General features: G+C 28.2%; 6 protein-coding genes and 1 tRNA gene. All 7 read left to right on the top strand.

What is annotated here, in order from left to right; translation table 4 throughout:
• The coding region (locus FJR74_RS02920) for an FtsZ/tubulin family protein (protein WP_503465740.1) at window positions 1-699 on the top strand (699 nt) is incomplete at its 5' end.
• A gap of 105 nt (window positions 700-804) precedes the next feature.
• Window positions 805-1,467 carry a 16S rRNA (uracil(1498)-N(3))-methyltransferase gene (locus FJR74_RS02925; protein ID WP_140915042.1) on the top strand — a complete coding sequence of 221 codons (663 nt, stop codon included), beginning with the start codon at window positions 805-807 and terminating at the stop codon, window positions 1,465-1,467.
• 76 nt (window positions 1,468-1,543) lie between these two features.
• A complete protein-coding gene (gene rplM, locus FJR74_RS02930; protein ID WP_140915043.1) occupies window positions 1,544-1,978 on the top strand; it encodes a 50S ribosomal protein L13 in 435 nt (144 codons plus the stop codon).
• 2 nt (window positions 1,979-1,980) lie between these two features.
• The gene (gene rpsI, locus FJR74_RS02935) at window positions 1,981-2,379 is read left to right on the top strand and encodes a 30S ribosomal protein S9 (RefSeq protein WP_140915044.1); all 399 of its coding nucleotides are present in this window, start codon (window positions 1,981-1,983) and stop codon (window positions 2,377-2,379) included.
• Between the two features lie 52 nt (window positions 2,380-2,431).
• A tRNA-Ile gene (locus FJR74_RS02940) sits at window positions 2,432-2,508 on the top strand.
• Window positions 2,509-2,712: 204 nt separating this feature from the next.
• Entirely contained in the window at window positions 2,713-10,482 is a 7,770-nt protein-coding gene (locus FJR74_RS08225) for an LMP domain-containing surface protein (protein WP_140915045.1), read from the top strand.
• Between the two features lie 116 nt (window positions 10,483-10,598).
• A partial coding sequence (locus tag FJR74_RS08230) for a phosphatidylinositol-specific phospholipase C domain-containing protein (protein WP_140915046.1) occupies window positions 10,599-15,358 on the top strand: 4,760 nt, incomplete at its 3' end.

The following is a 15,358-nucleotide window of genomic DNA, read 5'->3' on the forward strand; positions in this document are numbered from 1 at the left end:
AAAAAATATGTTGATGCTTATATTATTATTTCGAATGATAAGTTAAAAGATCAATATGGAGAAATTTCTTATAATGATGCTTTTCGTTGTGCAAATAATGTTTTAAAACAAACTATACGGACAATAATCGATGTAATTGCTGTTCCGGGTATTATTAACTTAGACTTCGCAGATTTAGAAACAGTTATTAAAAGTAAAGGCGAAGCCGTTGTTGGGATTGGTCAAGCGAGCGGTGATGACCGTGCTGTTAAAGCCATCACGTCTGCAATTAGTAGTCCAATTTTAGAGTCAAGTATCGTTGGAGCAACTGACGCTATAGTTCATTTCTCTGCTTCTTCAAAAGTCACTTTAAATGAAATTGATTCAGCGATCGAAACAATGCGTGAATTAGTTGGAGAAGACATTAATATTATTTTCGGAATCAATAATTCTATTTCTGAAGAAAGCGACAAATTAGGTGAAGTTTTTGTTTCGGTTATCGCAACCGGCTTAAAAGAAAATTCACCACGAGCAATAAAAGAAATTCAAGAAGAAATTCATGAAAATCTTTTAAACAAACAAAATGCTATTCCATTTGAAAACGAAAAAACCCGTGAGTTTTTAGTTAATAATGGAGCATTCCAAAAACGAGACTTTGTCGAATATAACGGCACGGTTTCAACATCTGATGATGAAATTGCTGATATTTTAAAATCTTAAGATGATGTAAGAAATTTTGGATTTAAAATTCTAATTTAATCATTTAAGGCGGCATTGTCCGCCTTTTTAATTTTTTTTATGTTAAATAGTTTATTATTTTTTATTATGTATAAATTTTTTAGCGAAACAAAAATTAATGACAATTTTCTATTAGATGAAGAAACCCAGAAACACATCAGGGTAATAAGGTTAAAAAACGAATTATTTTTAATTAATTATCAAGGTCAATTTTATAAATGCCAATATGTTTTTCCAAATCAAGCAAAAATAATTGAAAAACTTAATATTAATAATGAATATGATTATGAAATAATTGTTGCGATTCCGTTAATTAAACAAAGTCATTTTGAAATTGCCTTACAAAAAGCAACTGAATTAGGCGCCAAAAAGATTATCCCTTTTATTTCAGAATTTTGTGATAAGGCAAATTTTAATGTGATAACTAAAAAAGAAAGAATTCAAAAAATTCTAAAAGAAGCGGCCCAACAATCGTTCCGTAATTTTGTTCCTGAACTATTAAATACTATGACTTTTGAGCAACTATTAGACTATCCAGCAGCAAATAAAATCATGGCTTATGAAAATGAAAAAGATGAAAAAATGCTTACAATTGCAAATGATGTAATGTTTATTGTTGGCCCAGAAGGTGGTCTTAGCAAAAAAGAAGTTAGTCAGGCTATTGCTGCGAATGTTAAAATTGTGTCATTAACTAAAACAATCTTACGAGCAGAAACCGCATTAATTTATATGTTAAGCAAATTAAAATAAAGTTATACATAAATCAAAAAAAATGTTATAATGTAAAAGCATTTTATATTTTATATTTAGAAAAGGAAGAGAAAGTATGCGTCAAACAACAATTATTAGAAAAGAAATAGTTGACAAAAAATGATACATTATCGATGCAGCCAACGTACCACTAGGTAGACTTTCAACTCTTGTAGCTTCAATCCTTAGAGGAAAAAATAAACCAACATTTACACCAAATGTTGACATGGGCGACAATGTAGTTGTTATCAACGCTAAAGATGTATTATTGACAGCTAAAAAAGAAGAAAACAAAATTTACTACCACCACACAGGATACCCTGGTGGGTTAAAACAAATTAATGCAGCTGATTTACGTGCTAAAAAACCAGAAGCATTAGTTGAAAAAGCCGTTAGAGGAATGTTACCACACACTAAATTAGGACGTAAACAATTTAAAAACTTATTTGTTTATGCAGGAGCTGAACACAAACAAGCAGCTCAACAACCAGTTAAAATCGAGGTTAAATAATTATGGCAGATAAAATTAGATACTACGGTCTAGGAAGACGTAAATCATCAGTAGCTAGAGTTTATTTACTTCCAGGAAAAGGTAACTTTATTATTAACGGAAAACCTGCTAAAGAACACTTAAATTCAGACATTTTATTAAAAGATGCTTTAAGTCCATTCACAGTGACCGAAACAACAAACCAATTTGATGTTTTTGCAAATGTTAACGGTGGTGGTTTAACTGGTCAAGCTGGAGCAATTAGATTAGGTATCGCTCGTGCTTTATTAGAAGCATCAAATAATGAATATCGTAATAAATTAAAAGATGCTGGATTCTTAACTCGTGATGCACGTGTTAAAGAACGTAAGAAATTTGGTTTGAGAAAAGCAAGAAGAGCAAGACAATTCTCAAAACGTTAATTTTGCATTTTATATTATTATTTATATATGGCCAGTCAATGGCCATAGTTTTGCGAGCGTAGCTCAGCTGGTTAGAGCACACGACTGATAATCGTGAGGTCGATGGTTCGAGTCCATTCGTTCGCACCATTTCAAGTAATTGACTATTAGGCGCTTAGCGGCGCTTTTTTTAATACAAAAAAACTTGCCGAAATAGGCTAATAATATTGACAAATTATTTATAAAAACATCAATGATAATTAATAAAAGTTTTTTTGTGGTATTATACTTATTGCTATTTTAAAAACCGAATTTTATTATATAAATAATAACAATATAAAAAGAAAGGAAATTATGCCAAACGAAAAGCAAAAAAGAAAAATAGCTGGCGTAGTTTTGGGAGTTGCTGCCCTAGGGGCTACCGCCGGTACTATTTATGTTTTAATAGAAAACGACAATAAAAGCAACGAAGCTAGAAAACAATTAGCTTTGTCGGTAGATAAACTAAAAGAATTAAAAAATAGTTTATCAGACAAACCATATGCAAACGCTCTAAGCAATGAAGTTGAACAACAAATTGCTAAATATGAAGAGATTTTACAAGATCCAAATATCAAGGATGCAAATACAATTTTCAAAAATGTTGATGAAGCTAAAAATGATTTAGCAAATGACATCGAAGCATTAAATAACTTGGAAACCCTTAATCAAACAGCTAAAAAGGCTGTTGATGCTTTTGATAATGCTTATAGCGAATTATCGAATGAAAATCAAAATAATGCAGTATACCAAGAAGCATTAAAACAATTAGCTAAAGATAATGCAGAATTAAAAGAACAATATGCTAATGCTAACAATGCAGATGATTTAAATAACGTTATTGAACAAGCTAAAAGTTTAACTGATAAATTAGAAGCAATCAAAAAATTAGGTAATGCAATTACTGACGCTAATTCATTACTTAATGAATTACCAGCTGATTTTGAAAATAAATCAGAATTAACCGATCAAATTGCAAAAGCACAAGAAGTGTTAAATAATCCGGCTTCTACTACTGAAGAATTAAAAGCAGCACAAGCTGAAGTTGAAAATGAATTAACTAAATTCCAAAATGCATTAAACGGGGCAAAAGCCGAAGTTATTGAAAAAATTAACAAAGCTTTAGAAAATGCAAAAGCTGAAAAAGAATCATTATCAAATGATCCATTGTATTCAGGAATTGTTAATAATTTAGAAAACGAAATTAATACTTTAGCAAGTCAAGCTAATAACAATACATCAATAGATGGTTTAAATGCATTGTTAGAAAAAGCTAATAATTTAGTTCCAAATGCTGAAGCAACTAAGAGTGCTTTAGATAACTTAAAATCAGAAATAACAAAAGCTGAAAATCAAAATGCTAATATTGAATCTGCTAAAGATTTATTTAATTCAGCTGATGTTGAAACATATAAACAAGATGTAGAAAAAGCAAAAGAATTATTAAAATCTTTAAATACTGAAGACATCAAAGCTGCTAATGAAACTTTAAAAACAAAAAACGATGAATTTGCTAACAAAATTAGCGAACAAGAAGCAGAATTAAAAGCAAAAATTAGCGAAACAGCAGATGCTGTTAAAACTTTTGCTAATACTTTAACAAATGAAGCTGATGCAGCCTTAAAACAATCATTATTAAGTGATGCAGATAATGCAATTAACCCTGAAATACAAGCTGATAAAAACTTAGGTGATTTAAAAACTTTAAATGATAATTTAAAAAATGAATTATCACAAGCCAAAGTTACCGTTTCTAAAGAAGCTTTAGCCAAAACTATTGCCGATTCGAAAAAATTATTAAATCAACTAAAAGAAGAAAATTTAGTTAATGAAGATAGAATTAGCCAATATGAAAGCGACATAACTACAGCTCAAGCTATTTATGATGGCGAACATTCTCAAAATGACTTAGAAAAATTAGCAGAAATTTATAAAAATGCAGCTGATTCATTAACTTCAGAATTTAATAATAAAATTGTTTCTGATGCAAAAAGCAGTTTAGATTCTGCTAAGTCATTTGAGACCGAAATGGAAGAATCTAATTCTAAAGCTGAATGAGATGCTTCAGAAACCAAAAAAGATCTCGAATATAACATTCATGGTTTAGAAGCTTCATTAAACAAAACTGACCCAGCTGAATCAAATGATGTAATAGTTGCTAAATGAATTGATTTAGACAAATCATTAGTAAGCGCTAAAGAATTTAAAAATTCACAACAAGCAGCTGAAGAAAAATTAAAAGCTGAAATTAAACAATTAAAAGATCAAATTGGAAAAAATGTTGATTCTTTAACAGATGAAAAAGCAGCTCTTGAAAACACTAAATACAATTCAATTGCTAATGAATTAGAAAATGTATTAAATGATTACAATCAAAACGATAAACCAAATCTTGATAAATATTCTAAAACAGAATTAAGTGATATTAAAAACAAACTACAACAAGCATTAGATAATATTCCAAACCAAAAAGCAGCAATAGATAGAGAGATGGAAGAATTAACTAATCAATTAAATAATGCTCTAACTCAAGCAAACCAAACAATTGAAAATATGCCAGGGGATGATTACAATCCAAACAAACAAACCTTGCAAGATTCAATTACAAAAGCAGGCGAAGAAACAAATATCAATACAGTTGATAAATTAAAAGCAATAATTAAAGAACTAAATGACAATAATGCTGCAGCTCAAAACAAAATTGCCGAAGTTAACAAACAAAAACAAGCAATTATTGACCAAATTGACGCAGCAAAAGCAAATATTACTAATAATTTAATTCCTTCGCAATCAGATGAAAACCAAAAAGCAGCCTTAGAAAATGCAGTTAAAGCAGCATCTGATGATAACGCACCAACATTGCAAAATAGCATTAGTGAATTAAATGATAAATTACAAGCTTTAAATGAAGCAATTAATAATAACCAATCATTTAATGAAAAAGAGGCTTTAGAAAATGCTATCTCTGAAGCAAAAAATTTAGCAACATCAATTACAAGTCAAGATCCAAAAATGACTGAATTACAGACTTCATTAAATGACTTGGCTAAAGAAGCCCAAGATATAATTGATGGTCAAGAGTCATCTAAATATGTTTCTGAAACACAAAAAATCAATGATGCTATTGAAGCTGCTAAGAAAAAAATTGACGAATTTAAAAAATCTGAAGCTGCTGATAAATTAAATCATGCTAATGCTTTACAAGCAGCAAATGATTTATTAAATAATTTAAAAACAGATTCTAATAAAGCAAATTTAGGCTCAGTAATCGATGCGTTAGAACAAGCAATTAATGCTAATTCAAATATTGAAGATAATTCACCATTAACTGATATCGAGGCTAAAGTTAATGCTTTAAATCAAGCAATCGACGCAGCAAATGCCGCAAAAGCCCAAGCTGATAGTGAAACTAACGAAAAATTAGCGCAATTAAAATCAGCTATTGATTCAGCTAATGAACTTTCAGACCAAATGTCAGACCCAGTAATCGCCAGTGCAAAAGAAAAACTTTCAAATGCTATAGCGACTGCTCAACAAGCATATGATGCAAATCCAAAACAAACCAATGAACAAATTGAAAGCGCAACTTCTGCTATAAATGCCGCTAAACAAGAAGCTCAAACTGCGCTTGATAACTTAAATAAAGAAAAATCAGCATTAAAAGAACAAATTAATGCAAATGCAGAAGATATTAAAAATTACATTAATAACACTTTAAACAACCCAGAATATGCAGAAATTAAAAAAGATTTACAAGCAGCTTTGGATAATTTTAATAACGTTCAAAAACCTTTATTAGATAGTGAAACTAAAGCAAAACTAGAACAAATTAAAAATCAACTAAATACTGCTTTAGAAGCCGCTAAAGAGAAAAAAACCCAAAAAGATAAAGAAATTGCCGGATCAGAAAAAGCCGCTTTAGAAAATGCAATCAAGGCAAGTAAATCAATTTCAAATAATATTACTGACCAAGATCCTGAAATGGTTGAATTAAAGAATAAACTAGAAGCCGCTCAAGCCGAAGCTCAAAAAGTGGTTGATGGTAACCAAGAGCAAAATTATGCTTCTGAAACAGCAAAAATTAATGCTTTAAACGAAGAAGCTCAAGCAGCTATTGCTAAATTTAATGATAAATTATCAACCGCAAAAACAACTCACGCAGAAACTCTTAAAGCTGCAAATGATTTATTGAACAGTCTAAAATCAGATTCTAATAAAGTAAATTTAGGTTCAGTAATTAATGCATTAACTCAAGCAATCAACACACCAAATTCAACCATTAATGACGGTGATACATTAAGTTCAATCGAAGCTAAAACAGCCGCTTTAAAAGAAGCTATAAAAGCCGCTAATGAAGGTAAAGAATTAGAAGATAATGAAACTAATGAAGCATTAAAAAAATTAGAAAAAGAAATGAAATGAGGAACTGTTTATAAACAACAATTATCAACAGATAATTCATTACAACAAGATTTACAAAAATATGAAAAAGCTTTACAAAAAGCTTCTGATATATACAATGCTGACCCTAAAAAAACAAACGAAGTAATTCAACAAGCTACCGCCGATCTTAAAGCCGCAAGAAATGAAGCATTCCAAGTATTTAGAGAATTTTCAGAAGAAAAAGGAAGATTGATTAAAAGCATAGTTGATAATAGGGGCAAACTTCAAAAATTAGCAGATTCAATGACTGCTCCAGAATATAAATCTTTAGTAGATAAAATAAACTCAATTATTGAAAATGTTCCTTCTAATGAATCGGATGAAAATTTAAATAAATTACAAAAAGCAGAATTACAAGAGTTAGATAATAAACTTAAAAAAGCATTAGCAGATGCAAATCAAGAGAAATCAAGAATTGATGCCGAACAATTATCAGCTGCTAGAAACGAATTAAGTCAAAACTTAAGCAAAGCAAAAGAAGCTGTTAACAATTTAGATAATGTTTTAAATATCAATTCATCACAATCTGATAACCCAGTTTCTGCAAGTGAACAACAAAAGTTAAAAGATGCTTTAAATAAAGCGATATCTGAAGCTGAATCAGCTAATGATACAAATGCTATTAATGAAGCTAACGCTGCGCTTAAAGAAGCTACAAACAATGCAAATACTTTCGCAGATTCACAATATAGATCACAATTAAATAAAATTAAAAATAATGCGGAAACACAAAAAACAGAATATCCTTGATCATCGACTGCCGCTAATGTAATCATCGATGGAATTAATCAAGTTTTAAATAAACAAAATCCAGCTGCTACAGTAAATGAATTAGAAGCTGCTTATAATAAATATAATGATTTAAACAATAGATTAAATCAAGATGTTGCTGCATGAAAAACTCAAGCTGAAAAATTCACATCTGCTCAAGCAAATGTAGCCAAATTAAAATCTAATGTTGATAAAGTTAACGCTACACAAGCTCAATATAATTCAGTTACAGCAATTAAAAATGCCGTTGATGCACAAAATAGCATTCAATTAAATAAAAATTGAGATTTAAAACAATTAACTGAACAAACCAATCAGTCAATCAATGTTTATGATGCACAAAGCAAAGCGCTAAAAAGTAATCAAAATGCATATTTAAATACTTTAAGCGAAGAAATTAACAAATTAAAAGCTCCAGTAAGCGCTGTTGAAAAAGATTTACCTAAATTTGCAGATTTAGGAATTACATCTACAAAATTGAATGAATTATCTACATCAGTAATAAAAGCACGCGAAGCTTTAAATGACAATACTTATGATTATTCAAGTACAATTCCAAATATAAAAAATCAATTACCTGACTTTAACCAAATTAAACCAAAAATTGATGAAATTAATTTGGCCTTAAACAAAATTAAATATATTAATGATTCGGCCACAATTTTAAATAACAATATTACAGCTTCTAATAGTGACGCATCATTAGCTGCAGATAAAGCCTTACCATTAGTTAACACTGAAAAATTAACTTTTATAACTAAAAATACTGATACTGGTTTACCTGCAATAACAAATCAAGAAGGGTTAAATGATTTATTAAATAAATTAACAACTAACTACACTGAACAAGAAAATGCAATAATTAGTAAAATAAAAAATAATTGAGATACATTGAAGAATGGAACATACAATGGTTTGGGCACTTCAAATCCAGTCGGTTTAAATGACTGATATAATAAATTAAAAGAAGTGTTTAAGTGGGAAGAAAGTACTTTAACCGAAATTAATCAATTACAAAATCAAGTTACTACAAATTCTGACTTAACAAATATTGAAAACCAAATCAACAATAATGCAACCCAAATTGAAGGTATTCAAGCATCAACCAAAGCTTCAAATACTGATTATTTATCAAAATCAGCTGTTGATTTATTAAAACAAAATACAGCTGAATATAAAAATGCTATAAATAATGCAAATGATGAATACCAAAAATTACTAACTTCATTAAAAGCTAGAGCAAAAGCACAAAATGATGCAATTACCAAGTATCAAAATGATAATAGATCGGATGCTTTGGCAGGAAACTGAGTTGCTAAAACAACAAGCGATGCATTAAATGCTGAAAAAATCAATGACTATCTATCTCAAACTGACGTTGTTACATTGGCACGTCAAGTAGTTGCCTCTGAAAACACAATTGGAAAAGCAGGAGATAGAATTTCTACAATTGCAGAAAAAAGAAAACAAATGTATAACATGTATCGTGAACGTGTGTTCGGACAAACATTTTACTCATTAATGTCTGTACCAGTAAATACTTTTGAAGGTCAACGTTCTCCATTTGCTCCAATTATTGAAAAATTCTGAGGAGAATCAGTATATGGCAGCCCAGACCGTTGAGGAAGAGATGCTGTTAAACAAGAAATGGCTGAATTAGATATTAATAAAAATCCGATGTTAAATCAATTGAATGTGACAACACTAGACCAATACATTCAAAACTTTGACTACTATACACCTATGAGCCTTGCATTAAGCGAAAACTCAATTAATGATTTAAAAACAGCCCTAAAATTAACTGATAATTATTTATTTAATGATGTTTTAGTTAAAAATGCTAAATATCTTCCAGCGTCTCAAATTTTACAAGCTATGGTTCCTCCACAATCGGGATCTGCTTATACAAACTATGCCGGGTATTCTTATGGTACAAATAATTTACCAATAACAGCAGATGGTTCTAACTTTAATAATTATTTTGTAAACGTTATAAATCTTGGAAGAAGCTTAAATGTAGGCGCTGATTATTCACTAAATAATCTTGATAATTTATACAACGCATTAGATAAAATGTATCAAGTATTCGCATTAGGAAACCAAATTAATAGCGCTGCTACTGTTTTTGAAGCTAAAATAAAAGAAAAAATGACTTCTAATAGAGCTGATGATAATTATAGTTTAACATCAGGAAGCCAAAAAAATAACCCATTTTTATTTGCAAATGGATATGCTAAAATGTTTAATCATTTTGGTCAATGATTGGATAACAACTATTCATTAATCCAAATAGCTGGTGTTAATGCTTATAGTCTATTTAGAACTCTATCTGACGAAGGTGTTTTAAATTCAAGATTCCAATTAAATGATCCTCTTTCAATTCCTTCGAATGCATCTCAAGAACAAAGAAAACAAGCAGAAAAGATTTATTCATTACAACAAAATCTTTTAAACGCAGCGTCAACATCAGGTATTTCAGTACCTATTAATCCAAACCGTAAACCTGCATATATAACATATGAAAACTCTAGTGCATCATTCGGAACATACTTAGATTATGATTTCAATAATTTGGGTTGATCATTTATGACAGGTATATTCCCAGATGGCGCAGTAGTATATAATAATGCTATGAAAAAAATAGATCAAACATATAAAACAGTATATGAAACTATAAGATGAGCCGCAGAAGAAAACAGAGCATCAAGTACAATTAATAATAAATATATTTTATTAAATGCAGGTGGTACAGGAAGAACTGCTGGCCAATATGGTTGAGGTACAACATTAAATAACACAACTAATATACAACCATTACCAGAAATACCAACTAAAGACGGTATTAAAGTTTGATATTACCAATATAATTAATTTAATAATAAAAAACCAACGCAAATGTTGGTTTTTTAATTATTTTTTGTTTTATAAATTTATGAAGATAAATATATTATATATTTATCACAATAAATAGTATAATAAATGGTGTTATGATAAAGAACAATAAAAATAAAAATAAGTTATTAAAAATAGGGGCCGTTACTATTGGTAGTTTGATGCCTGTTTTTTCAGCACCTTTAATATCAGCATCTAATAATCACAATAATGATACTTTCAATATTACTTATAATAAACCTAATATGGCTTATTGAGGATATGGAAATGAACTAAAACAAGATTACTCATATTGAATGGAAGGTTTGAATGATAATTTAAAAATGAATGAATTATCAATTCCTGGAACACACGATTCCGGAATGTGGAATCCAAATGTATTCGCATCATGGTCACAAACACAAGCTTATAATTATGCTAATCAATTAAAAATGGGGATTAGATTTTTTGATATTAGAATAGATAGAAATTTATGAATTAAACACGGGTCAACAGCTTCTAAAACAGAGAATCTGAAAACGACTTTACAGGCCTTTAAAACATTTTTAAAAGACCATCCTTCTGAATTTATTTTAGTTAGAATAAAAGATGAAGATGGAAGTATTAAACAGGGTGATAAAAGCTTGGCTAAATGAGGTCAAGACTATTTGAATACTTTAAAGCAATTCAGCGACATTTTATTTAATACAAATAATGTTAATAATTTTTTCAGTTTAGATACATCGGTTAGAAATTTAAGAGGTAAAGTATTTGTCTTTAACTATATGCACCATTTAATTTCTACGTCAAATTACGGTGGTATTCAATGATGAAGAGCCTTTCAAAAGGAAACAATTCAAGATCAATACGAAAAACTATCGATTGAGCAAAAAGAAGCAGAAATTGTTAAAATGTTTAACAAAACCAATAATTATACTGGGCCTTTAATGAACATTAACTTTATATCGTATGCCAATGGTTGAAGACCATATAAAAATGCCGAAGAAATCAATCCTTATGTATTAAATTATTTAAACAAAAATCAAAACTTGACTAATCTAGGAATAGTTGCAATGGATTTTCCTGGAGCAGGATTATCACAAGCGGTTTGAAAAACAAACTTCTTTTATTCTGATAAAGATATAAATGAAAGACAAATTTTTGGTCCTAAAGTAACTAATGTATCAATAAATAATATTAACGTTATAAACAATACTATTCAATTAAATGGCAACACTCAAGGCTTTCAAGCTGATATTGTTGTTTATAATTCGCTTAGAAAATCTTTAAAATTAAATAATAACAATGCAGTAATTTCAATGGCCGGACAGGACTTATCTGTTGGAGACCCGATTAAAATTAAATTATATAAAGCAACTCCTGAAAACCCATTTTATGAACAAAAGTTTTTTAATAATATTTCATTAGAAGCTACGGTTAAAAATCCTCCAGAATATGATGCATTATTAAATCAAATTAGAACTTATTTAAACAATAAAGTAGATTTTTATAAAAATCAAAATTTAGATTTATCGAATTTAGTTAATGAAGAAATTGAAGCTAAATTAAACACCCTTAACTCATATCAAAAATACACACATGATAATTATTCAAAATTAAAAACCATTAATGAGAATCTAAATAATAATGATCAAATATTAAGTAATATTCAAAATGAATTAAGTTTAATTAATAATTTAATTGAAGATTTTGAAAATAACAGATTTTTATTACATTTAAAAAATACTTCTAATAATATCATCTTTAGTCTAAAGTATAATTTAGAAAAAATTTTAAATGCATTGATTTCATCAACTTTATCAAATGATTGAAGTGAAGAAAACTTTGCTTTATTAAACAATAAACTAATTGAACTAAAAAACAATTTGCTAAGTTTGAATGAAAAAATGGCAAATGACTTTAGATCTTTTGATTTTAGAATGTGACCTATTCTAAGCAAATATAGTTGAGCGCAAAATGCGATCATAACTAAATACAACGCTTTAATTATTGAAATAGTTGGAAAAATTAATAGTCTTATTAGTGAGTCACTAATTGCCGAATTTAATGTAAGTCAAAATATTGAGGAAATTAATAACTTAATAACAACAACTCAAAATCGAATCGAAACAATAAACACACAGTTACAAATAAACAATTTTAGCGCAGAGCAAATTGAATTAATAGCACCAAAATACATTAATTTTATCGAAAACGGCAATCAACAAATTGAGAATGTAATTCAAAGCGATAACATGGTTAATGATTTATTAGCGGAGGTCAAGGAAATTAATGCCAATCTTTCGCAATTTAAAGCTAAATACCGTTTTGATAAATTTTCTAGTGAGTCAAAAGAACAATATTTAAACACATTAAATAACTTAAATGATAATATTGCCAGAGCCACCGAAGATTCAGTTAATCAAGAATATTTATCAGCTCAAATTAATAAATTAAAATTGCTAGAGAAAACAATTGAAGCCGAATTTATAGAATATGAAAAAAATAATAATTTAGTTAACAAAATTAAGGCTTTAAATAATTTATCTGAAGAGCAAAAAAATCTGTTTATAGGACAAATTAAAACAGGCGACGAAATTGAAGTTCTAAATTCTGCTAAGGAATTAAATGAGAATTTAAATTACAGTATTGATATTTTAAAAGCTTTGAAAAACACTATAGATACTTTAGATGCTAATTTAGCAAATCAAGATATTAAAGAAAATTTTAAATTAGCATATAACGAATTAGCAAAAGAAAGTAATCAATCAATTAACTGGGAGCAAATTGATACCTTGATTAATGCATTAAAAACTGCTAATCAAAAGTTAATTGTGAGTGAAGAATTAAATAAGTATCTTGAAATAACCAAGCCGCTTATTGAAGCTTTTGATAACATAATTTCTTATAAAAAAGCTGATTTAATCAATCGCTTTAATCATGCAGAAACTATTGAAAAAGCAACTGAAATATATACAGAAGCCAAGACTTTAAATGAAGATAATGAACCAACTCATCTATTAGAAAATAAAGATATAAGCGATTCGCAAAAAGAAGCTTTTAGAAATAAAATTTTATTAGCAAATAGTAATGATGATTTGAATCGAATTTTACAAAAAGAAATTCCTAGAATTATTTTAGATAATCAAAAAGCACAAAAGGCAATTCAAAGCGCTTTAGAGATTCAAAATAGTGATTATTTTAATAATTTACCAAGCAATGTGCAAAATGCATTTAATACGGTTTTAAATAATACTAAAGGCTATATAAAATCAATTGATAGCCAAAAAATTACCGAGATTACTAATAATTTATTATTAATGAATGCAAAAATTGTTTTAATTGATTTAATTTTAAACGCAGCAGATATGTATATTTTTGAAAAATATGCTTTAATTAACGAAACTTTGGAAGTAAATTCAAACACTGAACTCCCAGAAATAACATCAAAAATAATGGATATTAGTGATGCTAATATGCCTTCACAGGATATTAATAAATTTGCTAATTTAAGTAATAATCAGAAAAGAAATTTACAAACAGAATTAATTAAAAATTCCGAAACCGAAAATGATAAAAATAATTATTTAACTTCAGTCGTATCAAAAATTAATGATTTAGATGCGCAAGCTGAATTGACAATAAATAAATATGAAAAATATATTTCGGCTTTAAATAAAGATTTATCCGAAAACCAAATATTTGATCAATCATATAAAAAATTGTCATCGATTTTCAATATTTCGGATGTTGAAACAATTAAAACTATTCTTAATGATTTTCAAAATTCAGTTAAAGAAAATCTTGACTTTAATCTAGGCGAATTGTCAAAAGAAATTAAAGCTTCAAACAATTTGTTAACTTATGAAAAAACAATATTGCTAAATAAAGTTGAAGCAGGGGATGATATACAGTCATTTTTAATCGAAAAACAAGCAATAGCCGAACAAATTGCGCAAAATAATATGCATGAATTTAAAAGTTATTTAGATAGCTTGAATTTAAATGAACATCAAAAAGATTCGGCAATAAAAGCAGAAAAAAATAGCTTAACTGAATTAGCTTTCAACGATTTAAAAAATACATTATCTGAATATAGTAATTATCAAGTTATTGCAAATAAAAATATTTCCGATTATCTAAACGTTATTAAAACGTTTAATTATATCAATGCTTCTGAGGATAATAAAAATAAATTTAAATCGGCTTATGAAAAAGCACATGATTATATTTTTAGCAATCCAGAATACAATAAAGAGGATTTAGTTTTATTAATTGCAGATTATAATAAAACCTTAAATAACTTAAATGGTATTGAAAATGCAAAAAACAATTTAAAAAATATCCTTGAACAAAACAACTATTTAAGTCAAGATAATAAGAATCATTTTATTAATAATATTGATAAGGCAAACGAAGAAAATGAATTTAAACAAATTGCTTCAGACATTGCAAAATTAAATTCATTAAAAGAACAATTCACAGAAACAAAAGTATTATTTTCGGAATATAAATTAACTAATGAAGAAAATGAAGAACTTAACAATATTATCAATAACTCAAAAAATAATAATTTAATTAATATCCAAGAAAACTTAAATAGTGATTTGAATATTTTATTAGAAAAAATAAAAAATAAAGTTGTTGAAGAAAATAACAAAGACACAGGTAATCAAGATAATAACGGAAAAACAGATTCTCATTCTGAAGTTACAGAAAATGAAAAAGAACAACCTAGTGGAGAAACAACACCTGAAACAAACCCAGATAATCCAGATAGTAGCGGTACTTCAGATAACGAAAACGAATCAAATAATTCGGGTACTGACACAACAGATAATCAAGGTAGCGAAGTAAACAACCCAGATTCAACTAA

Source organism: Metamycoplasma neophronis (genome assembly GCF_006491995.1).
Taxonomy (GTDB): domain Bacteria; phylum Bacillota_I; class Bacilli_A; order Mycoplasmatales; family Metamycoplasmataceae; genus Metamycoplasma; species Metamycoplasma neophronis.